Source organism: Nitrosomonas ureae (genome assembly GCF_900206265.1).
Classification (GTDB): domain Bacteria; phylum Pseudomonadota; class Gammaproteobacteria; order Burkholderiales; family Nitrosomonadaceae; genus Nitrosomonas; species Nitrosomonas ureae_C.
Genome location: NZ_LT907782.1, coordinates 2,477,554 through 2,501,121, shown reverse-complemented (window position 1 = coordinate 2,501,121; position 23,568 = coordinate 2,477,554). Strand labels below are relative to the sequence as shown.

The 23,568-nt window shown below is 45.9% G+C and carries 22 protein-coding genes and 1 pseudogene; 12 read left to right on the top strand and 11 right to left on the bottom strand.

Going from position 1 to position 23,568, the window contains the following annotated elements:
- Positions 1-59: 59 nt before the first annotated feature.
- A complete protein-coding gene (locus CPG39_RS11530) occupies positions 60-1,397 on the bottom strand; it encodes a M23 family metallopeptidase (protein WP_096293639.1) in 1,338 nt (445 codons plus the stop codon).
- A gap of 143 nt (positions 1,398-1,540) precedes the next feature.
- Between CPG39_RS11530 and tyrS the strand changes: the two genes are divergently transcribed.
- On the top strand, positions 1,541-2,743 hold the full coding sequence (gene tyrS, locus CPG39_RS11525) for a tyrosine--tRNA ligase (protein WP_096293638.1): 1,203 nt from the start codon (positions 1,541-1,543) through the stop codon (positions 2,741-2,743).
- A 270-nt stretch (positions 2,744-3,013) separates the two neighbouring features.
- Positions 3,014-4,387: pseudogene (locus tag CPG39_RS11520) on the top strand (DEAD/DEAH box helicase).
- Positions 4,388-4,765: 378 nt separating this feature from the next.
- Here the strand turns inward: CPG39_RS11520 and CPG39_RS11515 are convergent.
- Positions 4,766-5,530 (bottom strand): hypothetical protein, encoded by a 765-nt coding sequence (locus tag CPG39_RS11515; RefSeq protein WP_096293636.1) that lies wholly within the window; start codon positions 5,528-5,530, stop codon positions 4,766-4,768.
- 527 nt (positions 5,531-6,057) lie between these two features.
- Here CPG39_RS11515 and CPG39_RS11510 point away from each other — a divergent pair.
- From CPG39_RS11510 to CPG39_RS11485, 6 genes are all read left to right on the top strand, one after another.
- Entirely contained in the window at positions 6,058-7,572 is a 1,515-nt protein-coding gene (locus CPG39_RS11510; RefSeq protein ID WP_096293634.1) for a sensor histidine kinase, read from the top strand.
- Positions 7,573-7,581: 9 nt separating this feature from the next.
- Complete coding sequence (locus tag CPG39_RS11505) at positions 7,582-8,214, top strand: response regulator transcription factor (RefSeq protein ID WP_096293633.1); 633 nt, start codon at positions 7,582-7,584, stop codon at positions 8,212-8,214.
- A gap of 296 nt (positions 8,215-8,510) precedes the next feature.
- Positions 8,511-9,521: a diacylglycerol/lipid kinase family protein gene (locus CPG39_RS11500; protein ID WP_096294325.1), complete on the top strand. Its 1,011-nt coding sequence runs from the start codon at positions 8,511-8,513 to the stop codon at positions 9,519-9,521.
- Positions 9,522-9,538: 17 nt separating this feature from the next.
- Complete coding sequence (locus CPG39_RS11495; RefSeq protein ID WP_096294324.1) at positions 9,539-10,381, top strand: metallophosphoesterase family protein; 843 nt, start codon at positions 9,539-9,541, stop codon at positions 10,379-10,381.
- A 161-nt stretch (positions 10,382-10,542) separates the two neighbouring features.
- Positions 10,543-11,352, top strand: coding sequence for a methane monooxygenase/ammonia monooxygenase subunit C (locus tag CPG39_RS11490; protein ID WP_096291608.1), 810 nt, complete (start codon positions 10,543-10,545; stop codon positions 11,350-11,352).
- Between the two features lie 114 nt (positions 11,353-11,466).
- Positions 11,467-12,018, top strand: a complete 552-nt coding sequence (locus CPG39_RS11485) for a hypothetical protein (RefSeq protein WP_013648559.1) — start codon at positions 11,467-11,469, stop codon at positions 12,016-12,018.
- Positions 12,019-12,116: 98 nt separating this feature from the next.
- On the opposite strand, the gene CPG39_RS11480 is transcribed toward CPG39_RS11485, so the two are convergent.
- Positions 12,117-12,662 (bottom strand): glycine zipper family protein, encoded by a 546-nt coding sequence (locus CPG39_RS11480; RefSeq protein WP_096293631.1) that lies wholly within the window; start codon positions 12,660-12,662, stop codon positions 12,117-12,119.
- 431 nt (positions 12,663-13,093) lie between these two features.
- Here CPG39_RS11480 and CPG39_RS11475 point away from each other — a divergent pair, with 431 nt between their 5' ends.
- On the top strand, positions 13,094-14,080 hold the full coding sequence (locus CPG39_RS11475) for a malate dehydrogenase (RefSeq protein ID WP_096293629.1): 987 nt from the start codon (positions 13,094-13,096) through the stop codon (positions 14,078-14,080).
- 38 nt (positions 14,081-14,118) lie between these two features.
- On the opposite strand, the gene CPG39_RS11470 is transcribed toward CPG39_RS11475, so the two are convergent.
- Complete coding sequence (locus CPG39_RS11470) at positions 14,119-15,339, bottom strand: lytic murein transglycosylase (RefSeq protein WP_096293627.1); 1,221 nt, start codon at positions 15,337-15,339, stop codon at positions 14,119-14,121.
- A gap of 56 nt (positions 15,340-15,395) precedes the next feature.
- A complete protein-coding gene (fur, locus tag CPG39_RS11465; RefSeq protein ID WP_013648563.1) occupies positions 15,396-15,836 on the bottom strand; it encodes a ferric iron uptake transcriptional regulator in 441 nt (146 codons plus the stop codon).
- A 75-nt stretch (positions 15,837-15,911) separates the two neighbouring features.
- On the opposite strand from fur, the gene CPG39_RS11460 reads away from it, so the two are divergent.
- The 3 genes from CPG39_RS11460 to CPG39_RS11450 are packed head-to-tail and all read left to right on the top strand — an operon-like array spanning position 15,912 to position 17,984.
- On the top strand, positions 15,912-16,313 hold the full coding sequence (locus CPG39_RS11460; protein WP_096293626.1) for an outer membrane protein assembly factor BamE: 402 nt from the start codon (positions 15,912-15,914) through the stop codon (positions 16,311-16,313).
- Positions 16,314-16,367: 54 nt separating this feature from the next.
- Positions 16,368-17,174: a 4-hydroxy-tetrahydrodipicolinate reductase gene (gene dapB, locus CPG39_RS11455; RefSeq protein ID WP_096293624.1), complete on the top strand. Its 807-nt coding sequence runs from the start codon at positions 16,368-16,370 to the stop codon at positions 17,172-17,174.
- A 6-nt stretch (positions 17,175-17,180) separates the two neighbouring features.
- On the top strand, positions 17,181-17,984 hold the full coding sequence (locus tag CPG39_RS11450) for a symmetrical bis(5'-nucleosyl)-tetraphosphatase (protein ID WP_096293622.1): 804 nt from the start codon (positions 17,181-17,183) through the stop codon (positions 17,982-17,984).
- Here the strand turns inward: CPG39_RS11450 and CPG39_RS11445 are convergent.
- The 6 genes from CPG39_RS11445 to hemE all read right to left on the bottom strand — a co-directional run bounded on the left by CPG39_RS11445 (position 17,935) and on the right by hemE (position 23,560).
- On the bottom strand, positions 17,935-18,729 hold the full coding sequence (locus CPG39_RS11445; RefSeq protein ID WP_096293621.1) for a lysophospholipid acyltransferase family protein: 795 nt from the start codon (positions 18,727-18,729) through the stop codon (positions 17,935-17,937). The two genes, CPG39_RS11450 and CPG39_RS11445, sit on opposite strands and share 50 nt — an antisense overlap.
- Positions 18,730-18,888: 159 nt before the next feature.
- Positions 18,889-19,206 carry a P-II family nitrogen regulator gene (locus CPG39_RS11440; RefSeq protein ID WP_096293619.1) on the bottom strand — a complete coding sequence of 106 codons (318 nt, stop codon included), beginning with the start codon at positions 19,204-19,206 and terminating at the stop codon, positions 18,889-18,891.
- A 49-nt stretch (positions 19,207-19,255) separates the two neighbouring features.
- Positions 19,256-20,212 carry a sodium-dependent bicarbonate transport family permease gene (locus tag CPG39_RS11435; RefSeq protein WP_096293617.1) on the bottom strand — a complete coding sequence of 319 codons (957 nt, stop codon included), beginning with the start codon at positions 20,210-20,212 and terminating at the stop codon, positions 19,256-19,258.
- A gap of 300 nt (positions 20,213-20,512) precedes the next feature.
- Complete coding sequence (locus tag CPG39_RS11430) at positions 20,513-21,787, bottom strand: sensor histidine kinase (protein ID WP_096293615.1); 1,275 nt, start codon at positions 21,785-21,787, stop codon at positions 20,513-20,515.
- A complete protein-coding gene (locus CPG39_RS11425) occupies positions 21,768-22,457 on the bottom strand; it encodes a response regulator transcription factor (protein WP_062558554.1) in 690 nt (229 codons plus the stop codon). The genes CPG39_RS11430 and CPG39_RS11425 overlap by 20 nt, the downstream gene beginning before the upstream one ends.
- Positions 22,458-22,486: 29 nt before the next feature.
- On the bottom strand, positions 22,487-23,560 hold the full coding sequence (gene hemE, locus CPG39_RS11420) for a uroporphyrinogen decarboxylase (protein WP_096293614.1): 1,074 nt from the start codon (positions 23,558-23,560) through the stop codon (positions 22,487-22,489).
- Positions 23,561-23,568 lie beyond the last annotated feature (8 nt).

Here is a 23,568-nt window from a genome sequence, read left to right as displayed (position 1 = left end):
ATCAAGAAATTGACGATTTGCTCGCCGAAACAAACCGTCAATTAATAAACTTGACAAAATTACTCTATCGCAGCCAGATGAATACTGCGCATGATGTTTAAGCGAGTCAGCAAAGCATGGGTCTCATCTTTAAATGCATTTAAATCACGCTTCGCTATCGGCGGTGCGGTTGGCAAAACCACTTTAGTCGGATCACGCTGCACGCCATCCACACGTAATTCATAATGTAAATGCGGCCCTGTCGCCATACCTGTCGAGCCCACATAACCGATCACGTCACCCTGGTTTACACGCTTACCTTTACTTAATCCGGCTGCAAACCGGGAAAGGTGGCCATAGGCGGTTTCGTATTTACCATTATGTTTAAGCACAATCAGATTGCCATAACCTCTTTGCGAACCAGAAAAAGCGACAATTCCACTTGCCGTGGCTTTTACAGGCGTACCGGTGGGAGCAGCATAATCAATCCCACGATGCGCGCGCCACTCTTTAAGTATGGGATGAAAACGTCTGTTCGTAAAACCGGAACTTATGCGCGTAAATGAAAGCGGCGAAAGCCAGAATGCTTTGCGTAAGCTTTCACCTCCAGGGGTGTAATACCCCTCTGCACCATTGTATGATTTGAAATAAACCGCCTGATGAGATTTTCCTTTGTTGACAAACTCAACGGCCAGCACTCGGCCTGTTTTAGCGCGCCTACCATCGCTTGAGAAAGTTTCGTAAACTATGGTAAAACGATCTCCCTGGCGCAAATCCCGGTAAAAATCGATTTCTGATGCAAATATTTCCGTCAACTGCATGGCGATATTGTTCGGTATCCCCGCATTATCCGTCGCACCAAATAAAGAGCTGTTAATCACACCGGATTTCATGTGAATCTGCGCATCCAGCTCAATCGGCTGTTCCGTCATCTTGAACGCATCGTCTGTTTTTTCCATCAAAAACAGCTCTTCGTTCCCAAAGAAATAACGTAATGACAACAACTCACCTTCAGCGGTTGTTTGTGCATAAACAGTTTTACCGGGTCTCAACTGCCGCATCGCACGGCTATCGCGTGCCGCTTGAAGGAAATAGGTAGAATCTTCGCTGCTGACATCCAATCGGTTCAAGATTGCCGCAATCGTATCACCCCGCCGAATACTTTCCTGGCGCCAGAAAGATTGATTGGATTGTGCTTCGGCTAGCGCATCCGGAATAGATAAATCAAGATCTAGAACGATTTCTTCTACGGGAATTTCACCAAATGACGGAGAGTTAGGTGCGATACCAAATGCTGTGACAATGCCAAATAGGGGAATGCTGGATAGAGCCACCAGCCAGCGAATTGATTTTTTTGTTAATTTAGATGATTTTTGAGCTAGAATCCTTTGTTTACTGCTAATAGGCGTATATAGCATCTATGAAGTACCTCCAGTCATGTAACAAGACAGGCGCGAGTCTAACATGAAAATAGTCGATATGTACCAAAAAACGACTAAAAATGACCTAAATAAGCATTTCGGAATCTCATATCAAATAAAAATTGTAAGCTTACCCGATCGTGAACACATCAATAAAATCCCAACTTGAAATCATAAAACGCGGCAGCCAAGAATTATTGGTCGAAACCGAGCTTGAAGCCAAGCTTGTCTCCGGGCATCCCTTACGTGTTAAAGCCGGATTCGACCCTACAGCACCGGATCTGCATCTAGGCCATACGGTATTATTGAACAAGCTGCGCCAGCTGCAAGTTATGGGACATCGCATTTTGTTTCTCATCGGCGATTTCACCGGCATGATTGGGGATCCCAGCGGAAAAAACAGCACCCGCCCGCCCCTTACCCGGGAACAAGTTGCAGAAAATGCGCAGTCCTACACCACGCAGGTCTTTAAAATTCTAAATCCGGATCAGACCGAGGTGGTGTTTAATTCCACCTGGATGGGCAAAATGGACGCCGCAGATCTGATCAAACTGGCCGCAACTCATACCGTTGCACGCATGCTGGAACGGGATGATTTCGACAAACGCTATCGCAATAACCAAGCGATCGCCATACATGAATTCCTGTATCCTTTGATCCAGGGTTACGATTCTGTCGCACTCAAGGCAGACCTGGAATTGGGCGGCACCGATCAAAAATTCAATCTATTGATGGGGCGGGAACTACAAAAACATTTTGGACAACCGCAACAATGCATTCTTACCATGCCGCTGTTGGAAGGGTTGGATGGCGTAAACAAAATGTCAAAATCCCTGAATAATTATGTCGGTATCACCGAAAGCCCGGCTGAAATTTTCGGCAAGTTGATGTCGGTCTCAGATCAACTCATGTGGCGTTACCTGGAACTACTGTCCTTCGAATCCCTGCAAACCATTCAAAAATGGCGTGAAGAAGTTGCGGCAGGACGCAATCCGCGCGATATCAAAGTGATATTGGCGCAGGAGATGGTTACCCGCTTCCACAGCCGAGCTAGTGCTGAGGATGCGTTAGCTGACTTTGAAGCACGGTTCAAGCACGGCGCACTGCCCGAAGAGATTCCGGAAAAAATAATCCAGGCACCGGGCAACGAAATACCACTGGTGCAAGTATTAAAACAAACAGGATTAACCGCCAGTACCAGCGAGGCATTGCGCATGATCGAACAAGGCGCGGTCAAATTAAACAATGAGAAAATAACCGACAAATCGATCCAAATAATGCGTGGCGTATCGGTTGTGATACAGGTCGGCAAACGGAAATTCGCCAAAGCCATCATTCACTAAAAAAACATTCTCGCAAACAATTGCAACACCTTAGGGGATCCAGTATACTTCGCAACTCAAAGTTGAATAGAATCATTTTTTGATCGACTTTGCATGGCTTCATCGTTCCTGACCTTCCCAATTTTTCAAGTTTTTTCCGAAAAAGTGCAACAACTATGGTTAGCGGCGATGCTTTTTAACGCGCTGACAAGGTTTCGCACAATTCACATTCGTGGCATGCAAATTATGATGCCTGTGTGTTTCATTGTCTGTATTTTTTAGGAAAATAACGTGTCTTTTGAAAAATTAAATCTACATCCCTCGATACTTAAAGCAATTCAAGAAGCGGGGTATACCACTCCAACACCGATTCAGCAACAAGCGGTGCCCGAATTAATCGCCGGCCACGATGTCATGGCATCCGCGCAAACCGGTACCGGAAAAACCGCCGCATTCATGTTGCCGGCATTACATACCCTGGCGACACCCGCGCAAATCCGCAGCCGCGGCCCGCGCGTTCTAGTGCTGACACCGACTCGCGAACTGGCGCTGCAAGTATCCGAAGCCGCAAAAAAATACGGCAAGTATTTACCGCGCATCAACGTGGTGAGCATCCTGGGCGGCATGCCCTATCCGTTGCAGAACAAATTATTATCGCAACCGGTGGATATTCTGGTAGCCACACCCGGCCGCCTGATTGATCATATTCAACGCGGACGCATCGACTTCAAACGCTTGCAAATGCTTGTGCTGGACGAAGCCGATCGGATGCTGGATATGGGTTTCATTGAGGATGTCGAAACCATCGCAGCGGCCACACCGGCCACCCGGCAAACATTGCTATTCTCCGCCACACTGGACAACGCAATCGACAGAGTTGCCGCAAAATTATTAAAAACACCGCAACGCATTCAAGTATCTTCGCCGAAATCCAAGCTCGACAATATCGAGCAGCGGTTGCATTACGCCGACGATATGTCGCACAAAAACCGTCTGCTCGATCATGTGTTACGCGACGAGACATTGAAGCAGGCTATCGTTTTCACCGCCACCAAGCGCGATGCCGATTCCTTGGCGGACAACCTGTATGCGCAAGGCTATGCCGCCGCCGCACTGCATGGTGATATGAATCAGCGCGAACGTAACCGCACCTTGACCCGCCTGCGCAATGGCGGCCTGCGCGTACTGGTCGCAACCGATGTCGCCGCCCGCGGCATTGACGTCGCCGATATCACACACGTCATCAATTTTGACTTACCCAAATTCGCCGAAGATTATGTCCATCGCATCGGCCGTACAGGCCGCGCAGGCGCTGCGGGCATCGCCGTTTCGTTCGCATCGGTAAAAGACAGCATGCACCTGACAAAAATTGAACGTTATACCGGCCAGCGCATTGCATCGCATACCATCCCCGGTCTTGAACCGCGCATCTAACCTCGTTTCCACGGCAATGGCCCCCGTGGCACGGCACCTAACGTTACGCAAAAACGCAAACGCGCGCCTTTCTCGGGCTTTGACAGCCGCCCAAGCTTCGGCGCACCGGGTGAATCTGGCAGAAACCGCAATGGACAGCGCATCCGCACCAGCGGTCCCGACAATCGCGGAAATACTTTCCGGAATAACAATGGCAACAGAGCCAGCTACCAAGCTGCGCGCGCTAAGTAATTGACTGTAAAACCGCATTGTTCTGAATAAACTAGAGCAATGCGGTTGGTCGATATCAAATCTCAAGCTGCCAGGAAAACATATACCACCTGAATTATAATTAGGATGCTACGCCAAAAAGCGACATCGTCTTGAATAATTTTAAGTGTCATTGCCGCAGCAGCCCGCCCATAGAAGTACATTACGTCTGTGCGCACATCATAAATTCACAAGATGTAATATATATCTTCATCGATTATATGCTTGCTTGATTCGCGACCTGACCCCATTTCCTCCCTCATACGTGCCTCTGGTGTAATGCCTAACGTTGGAGGTAACCGGACTGCTGCTTGCGGCAGGTCCGGTTGACCGTGGGGTTAGACATAGTTTCATTCATGTCTACACACCAATATTGTTGAACCCGAATGAAAACTTTTGGATAGCCCTGATGGTCTTCTCTGCTCTTTGTGGTTGATGGTTTATAGCCGGAAGAATCTCCGAAAGAAATTCTTTAGTTTTTTCTAGAAAATGCTCAGGGACATTAAATTCCGCAAGGTTCTCAAAAATGTCCTTATGCCCGAATTGCTTTTCCAAGTAAACGCAAGCGCTTTGGAGTCGGCTTTGCCATTTGAATATAGGTTCGTCTTTTAGGTCGTCTGGAAGTTGTTCAGACGGATGAATTAGGGCCGTACCGTGAGCAAGAATATTGCGAAGAACGAATAGCGTGCTCATCGCTTCTTTTGTTTCCGTGCTGATGGTCTTGTCGATTGCCAGTCCGAGGTAGCTGGCATATTGCTCTTTGAGGCGCTCCCACCCGCCTTGCGCGTCGATCTCGATGAAGAACTTGTTGAGTAGGTTCTCTGGGGAGCTTCGTGATGTTCTTCCCGCTTGCATGCCGGCGTCGATCTGACGATCTACTTCTTCTGAAACCAACTCCGACAGAATGCTGCGCATCAGTCCCTCCACAATAGCAGCATTGATATTCAGCAAAGCAAACGTAAAGCTGTAGTTATTAAAATTCATAGACGGAACTGATCCAAGCATCCCCGTCTTGTGCTCTTCAGAGAGAGCGTCTTTGGGTTTGTTCTTGCGCTTATACTGAAGGGCTAGAACATCGTAAGCGACGAGTAGGGAATAGCTTGTCTCAAGTCCTTTGTATCTCATGGTTCATCAATGGTTTTGGCTATGTCTAACGTAATATATAAGACATTTTGTCCAATAATCTATCAGATAATGTCGCATAACCTTTTTTGGTTCTGATTATCAGCATATTAATACTGGCTTTATATTTTATAAAATAGTGAATGTCACAGAAAAACACGACACGCCGCCCGCCAAAAAATTGTTGGATCAAGTACGGGGAAAGGATTCGTTTCAAGCATTATAATTTACAGTCCATTGATGAAAAACTACCTGCATTGCCTACAGCGTTAAAAACAGGCTCAAAATGCTCATTTGTAATGCAACCGATTGTGCAACAATACATTAGCATGCACACCCACATCGCAATTCTAACAAACTTCTTTTGCCAAATCAGGCTGATCATTGTAATCTTTTACCCGATACCTCCTATGGTTTGCTGACTGCGTAAGTCATGGGCACGTTATTTCTGGCACTTTATTGTCGCTGAAGGTATCAGATATCCGTTCCACTACCCTGATGACTAACCCACGTGAGTTATCTGATATACCATGAATTCCAGATCCGGCTTTAACTTGAAATCTTTCGATTCGTTTGAGTCCCAGCAAAAACGATTGCACCTGCTCAGCAAAGCTGCGGAAATAGGGGATTGGTGCTACACATTCTCCACAAACTTTACGGTTTGGTCGGAATATCTTTATCAGTTTTATGAGGTCAGCAAAGATTTTGAGTGTTCCCATTTACTTGAAAGTACTTACTATTCCGAATCTGAAAAAGAAAAAATGCGCGCTTTGATTGCACAAGTCACTACGAATAGAGAAGAGCACAGTGGGGAATTTTTGGTAAACATGCCGGATGGCCGGGTTAAATGGCACACTACGACGCTCTATCCTATGCGCGATACGGGTGGAGACATCATCGGATTATATGGCGTGTTACAAAATATCTCGACCCGGAAGAAAAATGAATTGGAGTTGCAGCGCATGGCCTATGTCGCTGAAAAAACCAATGGCATTGTCATGATTACCGATCCCGAGAGAAAAATTATCTGGATCAATCACAGTTTTGAAGAGATTCTGGGTTATAAGGCTGAGGAAGTTATGGGGATTGACCCTGCGGCTTTTCTCCAAGGTCCGGAAACTTCCCGCGCAACCATTCAGGAAATCGCCCGCTCACTGAAAAGTACCGGCACATTCTCCGGCGAAATTCTCAATTACACCAAGAATGGCGATAAAATCTGGCTCTACCTGAATATCGCCGCGGTATACGATGACACAGGAAAACTGATCAATTATGTGGCCGTAGAAAATGACATCACGCTGATAAAAATAGCCGAGCAACGGCTGCAAAAAGCGATGGAAAAGGAACGCGAGCTGAATCGATTCAAAACGCAATTTGTTAGCCTGGCTTCGCATCAATTCCGCACGCCGCTGGCCACCATCCGTTCCAGCATTGATTTGTTGGATCTAAAAATGGAATCAGCCCATCTTGGCACTGACTTCATTGCGCTGTTCCGCAAACATAAAGCTATCATGGCCGAGGAGACGACGCGCATGACCGAGCTCATGGAGAACATTCTAGATATCGGGCGCATTGACGAAGGTAAAATCGAATTATCGAAAAAGGATGTTTCGTTCAAACAGTTTATGGATACTTTTGTAGCAGCCAATGCGGAACCGAATGGACAGCAGAGAAAACTCGATTACCGGTTCAATGCACCCGACCAAATCATCAGCATAGATGAAATTTTGCTGCGGAATGTTTTACGCAATATTGTTTCAAATGCATTTAAATATTCAGAAGAAAAACCATCGCCCAACCTAAATGTAAATTTCCAGGACGATACTTTCTATATAACGATAAGGGATCAAGGCATTGGTATTCCGGAAAAAGATCAATCCTTTCTGTTTCAATCATTTTTCCGCGCATCCAATGCCAAAATTTTTCCCGGCAGCGGGCTGGGCCTCATGATTGCCAAGAAGCTCATCGTACTTCATGGCGGAGATATCAGTTTCGAGAGTCAACTCGATAACGGCTGCACAGTGACGATCCAGTTGCCGATATGAATTGCAACAATGAACAACACATTAATTCTGATCATTGAAGACGAAAAATCGTTGCGCGATAATATTTCCGAAATTATCCGGCACTATGATTATCGGGTAATCAGCGCCCCTTCAGGTGAAGAGGGAATAAAAAGCGCACTGGAGTTTATTCCCGATATCATCATTTGCGACATCATGCTTCCCGGAATTGATGGCTTCGATGTACTGACCCGATTAAAACAAATACCCCAGCTTTCATCCACTGCATTTATTTTCCTTACCGCAAAATCGACACGCTCCGATACCCGAACGGGTATGAACATGGGCGCGGATGATTATCTGACCAAGCCATTCACGAAAGAAGAATTAATTAACAGCATCAAAGCAAGAATTGCAAAATTAACAAAAGCACTTAACACCCGGGATGAACGCGATAAATCGTTAGAAACCGTACTGGATAACATACCCGTCCTCACAAAAACAGAACGCAAGGTACTGACAAAAATTTCCGAAGGATTCACCACGCCGCAAATTGCTCAAAAGCTGTCTGTGAGTCAGAAAACCATTGAAAATCATCGCGTCAACATTTCGCGCAAACTCAATCTTAGCGGACCGAATAGTCTGATCAACTTTGCACTGCGATTACGCGGGCAATATTCATAAAATCCTTTGTCCGCTGATTTTCCTTGCGCTACAACTCAAGAAGTCTTGATGTTCTCCTTGAGATAGAAAAATTATCAAAATTCATCCCTATTCTGTTGGTTTCCGTACATACGGAGTTCAGCACAAGAGATACTCTTAAAACAGAAAATTATTGTTCGGGTCATTATCCAATTAAACTTGTGAAATCATCCTTTGAACACAGATAATGCGGCTTGAGCACATTACTATTAACCGCTATGTTGACAACATTGACAACAATAGCTATCTATAAAAATCGTACTAAGGGCAACGATGATATGACGATAACATCCCCACTGGTGCCAATGCATCAGCCAGAACAACACCATAATGGTGTCATCAACCCGATGAATATCGATCCCGCCGCACCGCTTTTTATCGTGCTGAATGCAGCATCGGGCAGTGATGAGGCTGTCGCGGTACGCGAGATTATTGAAACCGAGCTGAGGCAGGCAGGCCGTAAATTTGAGTTGTCCCTGGTAACTCGTGCCGAGACGATCACGGATGTGGCGCATGCTACCGTTCGCCGCGCACGCGAACACAGCGGCGTGGTAGTGGCTGCCGGTGGGGACGGAACCATTAATGCCATGGCGCAAGCCACCTTAGGCAGCGGTTGTCCCTTTGGCATTATCCCTCAAGGCACTTTCAATTACTTCGGGCGCACCCATAACCTACCCGAAGATACAATCGAGGCTACCCGTGTATTGTTAAGCCCGTTAGCCTACCCAATACAAGTCGGGTTGGTGAATGATCGTGTGTTTCTGGTTAACGCCAGTTTAGGGCTATATCCACAAGTACTTGAAGATCGTGAAACTTACAAACGGAAACTCGGCCGCAATCGCTGGGTAGCATGGCTATCGGGCTTGTATACGGTACTGCATTATCATCGCCAGTTAAACTTGACGATCGAGCATAAAGGAAAAATCAGCACACTGGTTACACCGACGTTATTTGTCGGCAATAACCGTTTACAACTGGAACAGATCGGCATTGAAGAAGCATCCGTAGCCGATAAAGGGGAACTCACGGCAATCGCGATTCGCCCGGTTAACACTTTAACAATGATAGGGCTCGGCTTTCGTGGCGCGCTGGGGCAACTCGGTGAGGCTGATCACGTATTGAGCTTCTCGTTCCAGAATATCGTAGTCAAACCAGCTTTGCTTTTTGGTCGTAAATTTATCAAAGTCGCAACCGACGGCGAAATTACACGGTTACGCACACCGATCAAGTTTCACGTTGCTGATCAGCCATTATTTCTGCTGAAACCAGCACCAGTTGAAGAAAGTTAATTGGCAGCCTGATGGCGATGCTGTGGCAAATCTCGGATCTACATTTCGGTACGGAACGCCCTGAAGTGGTATCTGCGCTGGAAGCTCTGATCCACTCAATGCCACCCGAATTGGTGGTGCTATCGGGCGACATTACGCAACGTGCCCGGCGCTCACAATTTCAAGCCGCACGTTCATTTGTTGACCGCTTGGGCGCACCCGCTACCCTCGTTATTCCGGGAAATCACGACATTCCGCTGTTTAATCTGATTAGCCGCGCACTCAACCCTTACGCCAACCATTGCCGCAGCTTCGGTGCTGAACTCGAACCGGTGTACGATTCGCCCACTCTCCTGGTTATAGGGGTAAATACTACGCGTCGTTGGCGCCATGTCGATGGTGAGGTTTCAGCATATCAACGCCAACGCGTGGCACAACGTCTCAACCGCGCGTCTGCAGAACAATTGCGTATCGTCGTCACGCATCAGCCAGTGGCTGTGACATGCGAGGAAGATGTGACGAATTTATTGCATGGTCACAAAGCCGCAGTCCACGAATGGTCTAGTGCCGGAGCCGATATCATCCTGGGTGGACATATTCATTTACCCTTTGTAGTACCGCTGCACAAACACTATCCTAATCTGGCACGTCGATTATGGGCAGCCCAGGCGGGCACAGCAGTATCTTCCCGCATTCGCAGAGGTGCAAATAACTCGGTCAATTTAGTCCGCAGCACCGGTCTATCGAATGGAACTCGCGCAGCTATAGTACAGCGTTGGGACTACAGCGATACGACACGGATGTTTACGCTCAAACACACATATTCTCTGCAGCTCGATTGTCGGCATTTGCAAAATGATCGTAAACGCTCCAATTTTTGAGGCTTTGCAAAAAATGAGGGGATCCCCTCATTGCAAATGAGTGTTAATGCGCTATTCTTAATTGCGTAAAGAAGCGATTATTTATGCAATCAGAATTACGTAATGGATTGATCATAAATAATTACTTACGCATATTTTTGATCAAACAAATGGAGGACATGATGGCAACAACCTATGGCACAACTAGCGGCGCGGCGAGCGCCAACTATGACATGTCGCTGTGGTACGACTCGAAGTATTACAAGCTGGGCATGTTAACGATGCTTTTGGTAGCGATATTTTGGATCTGGTACCAAAGGACATTTGCATATTCACATGGCATGGACTCGATGGAGCCTGAATTTGACAAGGTATGGATGGGACTGTGGCGCGTACACATGACACTGATGCCACTGTTTGCGTTGGTAACCTGGGGGTGGATACTGAAGACCCGCGATACCAAGGAACAACTGGACAATCTGGACACCAAGCTTGAGATCAAACGTTATTTTTACTGGATGATGTGGCTGGGTGTATATTTGTTTGGTGTTTACTGGGGCGGCAGCTTCTTTACCGAACAGGATGCAAGCTGGCACCAGGTGATTATTCGTGACACGAGCTTTACACCGAGTCACGTAGTGGTATTTTATGGCTCATTCCCGATGTACATTGTATGCGGAGTAGCGGCCTACCTGTACGCGATGACGCGTCTGCCATTGTATAGCCGCGGCACATCGTTTCCGTTGGTGATGGCGATTGCGGGCCCATTGATGATTCTGCCGAACGTAGGATTGAACGAATGGGGACATGCCTTCTGGTTCATGGAAGAACTGTTTAGCGCACCGTTGCACTGGGGCTTTGTGATTCTGGGGTGGGCGGGTTTATTTTCAGGTGGTATTGCAGCACAGATTATCACCCGTTACTCTAACCTGACCGATGTAACCTGGAACAATGCAAGCAGAGAAATTCTGAACAATCGTATTGTTCCTTAATTTTTCTTATCATTCGTAATAATATTCCATGATCTGTTGTGAACGGATCATGGAATTAAAATCGCATCAAATACTCAAACAGATCGTTGATCAAAAAGTATAGGAGTTTAGAGAATGAGGCTAATCATAAAAATATGGATTTCAGTCGCCATACTCACCGCGGTTTTCTATTCTGGCCTAACCGCCGCTCACGGTAGAGTATCCCTGGAATCCGATATTTGCATGCGTAATATTTCCGGCAGCATGGTACATCTGAGTACATATCAACCTCACCACGACCCGGAAGCGGAATATTGCACAGAAATTCCCAATGAAGGCGAAACGTTGTGGGTTCTGGATCTTGTCGATCAGGCGCTACGCGATATGCCGATCGCTATCAAGATCGTGAGAGGTACCGGTCAAGCGCTAAGCGATACAATAACAACTTTATATTCTACCAATCATTCTGACGGGATCATCAAAGGCGCGTTTAACCTGGATGAGGGACAATATACCTTATTTGTAACAGGAGAAGGCGTACCCCCTTTACAGTATGAATATCCACTGCGGATAAAGATGACAAATTATCAAGAGGCTTTCTTTACTGCTATACCCTATATCATCGCATTCCTGTTGATCGCATTATTTACAGATAAGCTGCTGAAACGGCGTCAAATTAAGCAATAACAAAAGTGGCAGATTATCAACCCTTATATATAGCCTTAAAAAGGATATTCATTCACTAAAAACGTGACTGAATATCCTTAAATAACGTAGTCTTGAAATCAACGTGGAGGTGGAGGTGGCGGATCACCGCGCGGCGGTGGCGGTGGAATAAAATTTTCCGACGCTGGCACAGCTGCCCTGCTAGCACTATTTGGACTCGCTGAACCATGGATAACTCTGCCATTGACAGGAACGCTGTGTCCCTTGGCATACATGCACTGAACATAACTGTTGTCATATCTCTGCTGACTCGCATAACCTGAAGCTGTCGCATTACTTACCCCAAACACACTACCAAATAAAAGACCGATCCCAGCCCCGATCGCCGCGCCATGTCCACCTCCTAAAATAGCGCCTGCTGCAGCACCAAGTCCACTCCCCAGCGCTGCATTCTCGATACCGCTCATCCGAGATGCGGTTCGCGGTGTGTAACCCTCGACTTGTTCATACGCATACTGCTTGCATACATATTCATCAGACCGGAACTGATCAAAGTTCTTACCGGAGCCTGGTAATGCCATCACACTGGGACCGGTTGGCAAATGTACGCAGGCAACCAGAAACCCTGCAATCATGATGATAATCAAATTTCTCAGCATTAACATATTTAACCTCTCTACATTATTCCATTGTTGATTGCGGAGCACCTCTATCCAGCTTCATGAATAGCAACTTTCAGGTTTCTGAAAATCAGAACAAGCAAAACAAGGATCAGATAATTCTAATAAAAACTTTTCCCGTCTTCACCGTGCAGATTCGTTTGGTACGATTGTATTGAATATGAGCTGAATGGATGCTGAATACTCAATGTTTAAAAAATAGAAGCTGAAAGCTCCTTCCTATCAACGTTATTGGTTTGATAGGATAGGTTCTCTTTATTAACATTCCGATATGCAATCAATACCCTAACTGAATGCCTTATTATTAGACGCACTTGCTCTTTCGCCAGACTCTGATTGCAAGTATAATTTGCTGACTATTCCCCATATACCGCCAATTTTCCAGTCTATTGGTGGCTTCTCGAGGATTGGAAGAAATGAAATCGCCTATTCGTATTGCTGTCACCGGTGCAACCGGACAGATTTGTTATAGCCTGCTATATCGCATTGCAGCAGGTGACATGCTGGGTAAAGATCAACCGGTTATTCTGCAACTACATGACATCACTGAAGCCCAGCCTTTCTTTGACGGCATCGTCATGGAGTTATACGACTGCGCTTTCCCGCTGCTAACCGGGATCATCACCACTGACAATCCTGAAGTTGCATTCGAAAATGCAGACATTGCTTTACTGGTGGGCGCCCGGCCACGTGGAGAAAATATGGAGCGCAAGGATCTTCTTGCAGCTAACAGCCCCATATTCATTTCACAAGGAAAAGCCCTTAATGCAGCTGCCAAGCGCAATGTCAAAGTATTAGTCGTTGGCAATCCGGCCAATACAAATGCTTACATTGCTTTAAAAAATGCACCCGATCTTGATCCAGGAAACTTTTCTGCGATGCTAAGATTGGATCACAATCGCGCATTGTCGCAAGTTGCGCTTAAACTTCAGGTACCCGTATCTGAGGTTAAGCGAATTATCGTTTGGGGAAATCACTCAAATACGCAATTTCCTGATCTAAGTCACGCAATAGTAGGAAACGATAAAGTTCCCTCGCTAATCAATGATGCTACGTGGGTAGAAAATCATTTTATTCCAGTAGTGCAAAAACGCGGTGCGGCAATTATCGAAGCACGTCGTGGCAAATCCAGTGCAGCGAGTGCAGCCAACGCTATTATCAATCATATGCAAGATTGGATTTTCGGTACACGGGAAGGTGATTGGGTCTCGATGGGCGTATCTTCGAATGGATGCTATGGTATTCCGGGTGGAGTCATCTACAGCTTCCCCGTCACCTGTCAGAACGGTCAATACAGAATCGTTGAGAACCTGGAAACAAGTCAGTCAGATCAAGAAAAAATGCAACAAAGTTATCGAGAATTGATTGCGGAGCAGGAAGCCATCAAGCATCTTATGACTTAGAAACCGGATATGCTGTAAGGATCCGTTACTAATGATTTCTAGCGAGACACCACACCGGCTGCTTGACGAATTGCGGTTAATAAAGCGATATCCAAATGCCCGTCAGCAATACGTTGCGTTCTTTGCTGAAAGCGACTGATTGCTTTGCGAGTTGTTGAACCCAATATGCCATCGACTTCACCCGCATCAATGCCTAAAGCCAATAAATCCAACTGAAGCTGGCGTACTTGTTCGCGGGATATTTTATCAGTATCAGTCGGAGGTATGCGATGCAATGCAGCTGCACCAGCAATACGATCCGCCAAATGACCCACCGACAATGCGTAAAACTCGGAACGATTCCAGCGCATAATGACGTGAAAATTTTTTGAAACCAAAAAAGCCGGTCCCTGATGACCGGAAGGTACAAGCAGGGCAAACTTTTGCTCTGTCGATGCTACAGGTGCTCCAGTAGTTGTAGTAACTCCTAGCTTTGCCCACGCTGCCAGACTTAACATTTGATCGCGACCCGCTAGCCCATAATCAAATGATGGCGGCAATCGAACTTCCTGTCCCCAATCCAAACCGGGTGTCCATCCCAGTTGCCGCAAGAAATTCGCGGCCGATCCCATGGCATCCGGAATACTCCCCCATAAATCCCGGCGTCCATCACCATCGATATCCTTAGCATAGCTTAAGAAAGTCGAGGGCATAAATTGCATGTGACCCATAGCACCCGCCCATGAGCCGATCATCCGCTCATGGGAGATATCTCCCGCATCCAGGATTCGCATTGCATTGAGCAACTCTTGTGTAAAAAAGGTACTTCGACGCGGATCACAAGCTAGTGTGGCCAAAGAATCCGTTACCAGCCAATCACCAAAATATCCACCATAATTAGTTTCCAATCCCCAGAATGAAACCAGATATTGCGCCGGAATACCTGTTTCTAATTGAATTCTCTCCAATAATGGGCGGTATTGTGTCAATAATGCTCGACCACGTTTAATACGCTCATCATTGATGCGCGTATTAAAATAACCGGAAAATGTTTGTGTAAATTCAGGTTGCCGCCTGTCCAGTTCAATAACACGCGGAATGTGTTTGACCTTATCTAATACTTGATTCACCGTTCTGTCTGAAATGCCCTCTGATCTAGCCAGAATCTTCATTTTGGAAATACATTCTCCAAAACTGGCAGTATCAGCATAAGCGAATGACAAGGAAATCAACTCTGCTACCAGAACAACAACACTTAAACAGAATTTCTTACGAGTCATACTTTACGCCAAAATAAAATGATTAAGGCCGCTGGTGCGGCAATCGCCAGCATGGTTTATTTCTTATGCGGACAATTGAGTTTAATACAGTCGGCATAAAGTGATAGCGAATGTTCCTGTAGAGTAAATCCGCGTTCTTTTGCAATATTTAGTTGGCGTTTTTCTATTTCAGAGTCGTAAAATTCTTCTACGCGCCCACATTGCAGACAGACTAAGTGATCATGATGGCCGGTTCCTTTTAATTCAAATACCGCTTTACCGCTCTCAAAGTGATGCCGTTCAAGCAGACCAGCCTGTTCAAACTGCGTGAGTACACGATATACAGTCGCCAACCCAATATCCTCACCTTCAGTAAGCAACTCTTTATAAACATCTTCAGCAGACAAATGCCGTACACTACTTTGCTCGAAAAGATTCAATATCTTGAGCCTGGGTAACGTAGTTTTTAAACCGATATTTTTAAGATCTATACTTTTCAGACTGTCGGAGCTACTCATGGTTATTTCTATCCGGAAAATTATTTACTGTATCATATAGTGCTGTGCCCACTTTGAAAACATACTATTCATAAAATGGCTGTAAAATTTTCCGCACTGCTTATTTTCCTCCTATTCACCGGATGCTCATTCCTCCCCCATATTTTATACAGAATTGATGTGCAGCAAGGTAATGTTGTTTCAGATGAAATGCTGGAAAAATTAACACTCGGCATGACCAAATCCCAAGTACTCTTTGTGATGGGCTCTCCACTAATCGTTGATGCTTTCCGTGAAAATCGATGGGATTATGTTTATTTGATGCGGGAGAAAGGAGACCTAATTGAGCATAAGCGGCTAACGCTTTTTTTTGAAAATGATACTTTAATCAATATCGAAAACTATATGCAATTTTCGCAAGAAACTACAAAAACCAAACCCGTTGAGCGTGCCCCTGATAAAAATGAAGCCCAATCAAGTGACGAGGCAAAACAATAGCTCAACAAGATTGGAAATTGATGATTATAAACTAAGAACCATTGCAGGAATAAAATGACCATTCAAAAAATTGCAATCGCCGGCTGCTCCGGACGCATGGGTCGCACACTGCTGGAAGCCGTGACACAGGCACCGGATATGCGATTAACAGCCGCATTGGAGAGAACAGGCAGTCCTTACTTGAACAAGGATGCAGGGGAATTAATAGGAACACCTTGCGGCATCCCAATTGTCAATGACTTTGCAACCGCCTTAACGGATTGCGATCACCTGATTGACTTCACCCGACCCGCGGGTACTCTGGCACATCTTTCTATTTGCCGGGAAATAGGGGTAAAAATGGTGATCGGCACAACCGGTTTCTCAGCTGAAGAAAAAAACCAACTTGAAGCAGCAGCAAAAGATATCGCCATTGTATTCGCACCTAATATGAGTGTGGGCGTAAATGTGACTTTCAAATTATTGGAAATTGCCGCCAAGGCACTGAACGAAGGCTACGATATTGAAATAATCGAAGCTCATCACCGGCATAAAGTGGATGCGCCGTCCGGTACTGCTTTACGCATGGGAGAAGTAATCGCGCAAACTTTACAAAGGGATTTAAGTCAAGTAGCGGTTTACGGACGCGAAGGGATGACGGGTGAAAGAAAACCGGAGACCATCGGTTTTGCAACCATTCGAGCTGGAGACATTGTAGGTGATCATACTGCGATGTTCGCCGGCATCGGGGAACGTGTGGAAATTTCGCATAAAGCCAGCAATCGCATGACTTTCGCCATGGGCGCATTGCGCGCAGCGCGTTTTCTGGTTGACAAACCAAACGGATTATTCGATATGCAGGATGTATTGAGCTTGCGTTAACATTTTATGGCAACCTATGCAATTGGTGACTTACAAGGCTGCTTTACCGAGTTCCAGCGACTGATTGATTTGATTCAGTTTGATCCCGTGCAGGACCGATTGTGGTTGGTGGGAGACATCGTAAATCGCGGTCCTGATTCATTGTCACTATTGCGTTATATTAAACAAGCTGGTAATGCCATACTGATGGTATTGGGAAATCATGATTTACACTTGCTGACAGTTGCCGCAGGAAAAGCAGAAAACCTCTCCAATGACACCATTAAGTCGATACTGGATGCGCCTGACCGGGAAGAATTGCTGCATTGGTTGCGGCACCAAAAATTGTTCCATTCCGAAGGTCAATACGCTATGGTTCATGCAGGCCTGTTGCCATCCTGGTCAATTTCGCAGGCAAAACAATTAGCTCGTGAAGTCGAAAGCGCTTTACAACAGGATAATTCTCAAGAGTTGTTCTCATGGATGTATGGCGACGAACCCGATCACTGGCAAGATGAATGGACTGATTACATGCGCTTGCGGGTTATTATTAATGCCATGACACGACTGCGCGTATGCACGTCAGAAGGTAAAATGAATTTCTCTTATAAAGGAAACTTGCAATCCATTCCTGCCAACTATTTCCCGTGGTTTAATGTACCCAACCGGGTCAGTCAGAATACCACCATTATTTGTGGTCATTGGTCAGCACTGGGTTTACACATAACAGACAATTTAATCGCATTGGATACAGGTTGCGTTTGGGGCGGACAACTCACTGCTATTCGCCTGGAAGATCGGAGAATTTTTCAACTTTCTTGTGTGCAATAGGCAACGACAAGGTATCGGCGATCATTTGTTCTGATAATCGCGCCAATTCACGACGATTCTTGGTACCGCATGAAACCGACAAATTAAAAGTCAGCTCTGCATCAATTCTTGTTTGACTCAGTATTTTTTGCAATGACAAAACCAGCGATGACTCTATATAGGCTGCCTCTTGACAAATCTCACCGGCACTATTGCGATATCCGATAGCGACAGGGTAAAGCAATGCGTCGGTTATTACAGCCGACTGTAGTAACGACGCATGAAAATGATTTAAATGGGTACCATCGGTTGTCGTTCCCTCTGGAAATACTGTAACCCGCTCCCCTCTTTCCATCACTTCACTGATTTGTTGATTGATGCGTAAGGTATCAGCACGTTTTGCACGCTCAATAAACAATGTGCCGACATTTCTGCTCAACCGCCCTAAAATCGGCCACCGGCTAATTTCCGCTTTAGCCACAAAACGAGTAGGACAAGCTGCCATCAACACGCAGACATCCAACCAGGATACGTGATTAGCAACCAACAACACACATGGAATTTCCGCGGCAGGTAATTTTCCATGACATTGCAACTTGATTTCCAACACCGACAATAATCCACTTGCCCATCGCTGCATCAATTTGCGTTGAATAGGTAGGGGGAAATAAGGATAAACCGCCGATTGCAATAAACCTGAGACGACATGAAACAGCAAGCGGATCAGGCGGATAAAACGCAACAATAGCGGGGTATTTTTTTGCATGAAGAGCGATAAGCGACAGAACTATTTCTGACGACGAGAGCAGCCACAACTAACGAATAATTCTTTTGCAACAAAATCAGATGCTGTAATACACGCAAAGACAATATACGCGCATATTACAGCATCCAGATATGATATCTCTACTATCTATAGCAGGTATTAATAGGAAACAGCTGGTCCTTCAAGCCAGAGACAATCTGAAATCAAGCACATTCCACCAAAACCTTTTAGCGCCGGTCTCAGTTCGTTAACGACCCTTTGTGCTTGATCATCTTTACAAGTGAGAACTACCATGACATTCTCTTCTTCCATCAAAACATCATCAGGATCACGCACACCTCGCGACCCGAGTCCACCTACATTTTTAAGAACGGTGTAACCTCGCACTCCACACCTGTCCAGCAATTCCGTCAATTGCTCGAGCTGCTCAATTCCGATAACGATCTCGAATCGTTTCATTGCGATTGTATTATTCATAATTTATCTTTCCCGAAAGGTCAATAATCATTCAAAAATTTAATAGCCTTTAAACTGCAATGCCATGGAACCAATGCGCCATTTCCCAGTATATTGGCACACCAAGGAATATATTAAACGGAAAAGTTATCCCCAGCGAAGCACCTATAGAAACTGCCGGATCTGCGTCTGGAACTGCGATGCGCATGGCAGCAGGTGCAGCAATATAAGAGCAACTGGCGTATAACACCGCCAACAATGTGGTACCACCTTCCGACAAACCAAATATCCAGCCCAGATAAGCACCAAAGAATCCAGCTGTCAACGGAAACAGTATACCAAACGCAATTAAAAATACACCCTTTGACATAACGGCTTTCAGCCTCGAGGCCGCCAATAGTCCCATTTCCAACAGAAAGAAGGCCAACACGCCCATGAACAAATCCATGAACATTTTATCCAGGGGCGATACATTCTGCGTCATTCCTGCATAATAACCAATAACCACGCCGGCCACCAATAGATAAAGGCTGGTACCAGTCAGAATTTCATGCATCAACTTGCCCCATTGGGTTTTCTCGCCACCAGCACCGGCACGTGCCAGGATCGTACCCGTAACCAAGGCAGGTATCTCCATCAGTGCCATAATCAGTACCATGTAGCCTTCGGAAGGCTCATCCTTTCCGGCGAGGAAAGCGACACCCACAGCAAACGTCACCGCACTCACCGAGCCGTAATGGGCGGAAATTGCACCTGCATCGGCTTGAGTGAATTTACCGATGAATCTTAAAATCGGATAAGCTGTCAACGGAATCAGCGCCGCTAAGACGACCATCGAAATCGCAATGGGGAGTACTTCCATGATTTCGTACTTGGCCATCGATACCCCGCCTTTAAAACCGATGGCGATCAGCAGAAACAGACTCAAACTCTTATATAACGCTTCGGGAATTTTCAGGTCGGACTTGATTACACCTGCCAAGACCCCGAATACAAAAAACAAAACTACTGGTTGTATAGTTGCCATGCAATACTCCCTAATTTATTGATTAGATATAATTCTTGTTTATAAAAATTCTTTTACTACCCTATTCTTCAAAGCAACGTAAATTCGGAATAAAAAAGTCCCAGAAGCCAAAAGGTTTTTGGGAAATTCAATTTTTAACCGAGATTCTACGAAACGTAACCACCTAGTCGATGTAGGGGACGATAAGGAACACTCTTCTTAATTCTTGAAACCCGTGATTGAATTGCTTTTCACAAAGAAACGTTAACACAAGAAATGTGAAGAATTCGTGAAGGCGACAGAAGACTATCTATCCAATTATTAAGGAAAAATAATATGGAACGTGGTACCTTTTCCAGGTGTGCTATCCACCTCAATACCCCAGTTGTAGTAATTGCAGATTCGTTTAACAATCGCAAGCCCGATACCTAATCCTTCCCCCTGCTCGGAACCGCGAAAAAAACGTTCATAGAGTAAGGGCAAATACGCGGGCTCTATTCCAATACCCGAATCTGAAATCGATAGGCGGCGATTATTGAACTCAACCCGGATAAAACCATTTTCAGTGTATTGCACAGCATTGCGCAGCAGATTCATGAGTGCAGTATGCAATGCTTGACGATTGACTATAATTGTAATTGAGGGAGCAATGTTCACTTCAAATTTAAGCTTTTTCCGATAAATCTCGGAGCATATCGGTTCAACTGCGTCAAAAACACACTCGGCCACGGCCACAGGTTCCGTGACCCCCAGTCCTTGTTCTCGTGCGAGGAACAACAAAGCCTGCAATTGCTCTCCCATGCGCGTGGCAGCCGCTTCGATCATTCTTATTCGATAATGCGATCTGGTCGGCATATCAGGTGTTGCGACCAACAATTCACAACTGGTTAGAATAGTTGTAATCGGCGTTCTTAATTCATGACTGACATTAGCGGTGAATTCCTGCTCACGTTGCAGCATGCGTTTAATACGACTCTGATAATCATCCAATGCGTGAGCAAGCTGCGCGACTTCCTCATCCATATCCGGTTGCGCCAGCAACCCGGTTTGGGCGCTATCCGTCGCAAGCTGACTGACCCGTTCAGCCAAATCCGTAACCTGCTTGACCAGCACTCCGGCCAGCAAATAGCCCACTACAAACGCAATGGCAACCACGATAAACCATGAAATCAGGATGATCAATCTAAGCTTACTTAATCGCTGCTGATGCAACGCAATTCGATAAGCCACAAGAAACTTTACTTCATCGATTACACGCACACGAATATGATAATTTTCAAGACCGTAGTAAACCCGATGATAACCCGAACCAAATCCACGCAAATAAGCAGGAATCTGCAATTCGTCATCCATACCGTGGATTACATAGCTTTTAAGATTTGAACCGACCTGGGAAATAAAATCCGAGTGTATCTGGTAGCGCTGAACGAGATGATCCATTTCCATCTCAATGACTTGCTCAATATGCGCCTCTTCAATATCGTCAGAAACAAAATAAAGAATAATACACAGTGTTCCAACAATAAAAATACTAAATGTTGATAGCGCTACTGCAACGCGATAGCGCAGGCTATGTTCATTTGGAAATCTGAGCACGAGATGTCAAGCAATAACCAAGACCATGAACCGTTTCAATTGGATCATAACCGCCCGCCTTGGTTAAAGCACGCCGTAAAATATGCATGTGACTGCGCAATGTATCGCTGGTTTCCTGAACATCCTCCCATGCCTCCATTTCAAGTTCCTCGCGACTGAACACTTTGCCCGGCTCACTCATCATCAACGCCAGTAAACGTATACACTTGGGTGGAAGCTTCACATTCTTGTTTTCAAAGCGAATAGACAATGTCTTAGGGTCAAAAGTAAGCTTGTCGAACTCTAATGTCCGATTCGCGACCTTGCCGAGATGCCTTTTATGGAGCGCCAACAAGCGGGCTTCCACCTCTTTGAGCGCAAAAGGTTTAATCAAATAATCATCCGCTCCTTGCTCAAAACCTGCCAGTTTATCCTCCAACGTATCACGTGCGGTCAGCATCAAAATAGGTGTATCAATCTGCGACTCCTGGCGCAGCTTCCGGCACAGCGTCATACCATTCATGCTCGGCAAGCCCAAATCAAGCAAAATTGCATCAAACCGCTGCGTCACCGCCAAATGCAGTCCCGCGACACCATTTGCAGCGGCATCCGCAGTATGTCCTCTGGATTCCAGAAAATCATACAGATTGGCTGCAATCGCCAAATCATCCTCAATAATCAAAATATGCATAATTTCTTCCTGCAATGGCTCAGATCAATTTAAGCACTCTCCAAGTGGAATTTACGACTCAGTGTATGTACCGCCTCTACCAAGGCTGCTGCATTCTCGGGGGGCGTAAATTGAGAAATTCCATGCCCCAAGTTAAAGACATGACCACTTCCAGCACCATAGCTCAGCAGTATCTTCTCCACTTCCGCAGCAATCACCTCTGGTGAAGCAAACAACACTGAAGGATCGAGATTTCCCTGCAAAGAAACTTTATCCCCAACCCGCCGGCGCGCTTCCCCGATATCGATTGTCCAATCCAAACCGACGGCATCACAACCAATATCAGCAATTAATTCCAGCCACAAACCGCCGCCCTTGGTAAAAACAATCTTTGGGATGCGCATGCCTTCGTGATCCCGTTTTAATCTGGCGACAATCTGCTGCATATAGCGCAACGAGAATTCCTGATAAGCTCCATGCGAAAGCGCGCCGCCCCAGGTATCAAAAATCATGACTATCTGCGCACCCGATTCAATCTGCGCATTCAGATAAGCTGTTACAGCCTTTGCATTCACATCCAGAATATGATGCAACAATTCCGGACGCTGATACAACATCGTTTTGATTTCCCGAAACTCGGTTCCGCCACGTCCCTCCACCATATAGCAAGCCAGTGTAAACGGGCTGCCGGAAAAACCAATCAAGGGAACTCGATTATCCAATGCCTTGCGGATTTCCGACACCGCATCCATTACATAACGCAATTCCTTGCCTGGGTCGGGAACCTTTAACGCACGGATCTCCTTTTCCTCTCGCAGCGGACGCTCAAACATCGGGCCTTCGCCATGAGCAAAATACAATCCTAATCCCATCGCATCAGGTATGGTCAGAATATCTGAAAATAATATGGCCGCATCCAACGGAAAACGTGCAAGCGGTTGCATGGTCACTTCAGTAGCAAATCCTGGATTCTTACACAACGCGAGAAAATCCCCCGCGCGCGCGCGCGTTGCATTATATTCTGCAAGATATCTGCCTGCCTGACGCATCAACCAGACCGGGGTGTAATCGACAGGTTGTTTCAACAGTGCACGTAATAACGTATCATTTTTCAGCGTTGTCATTAAATAAA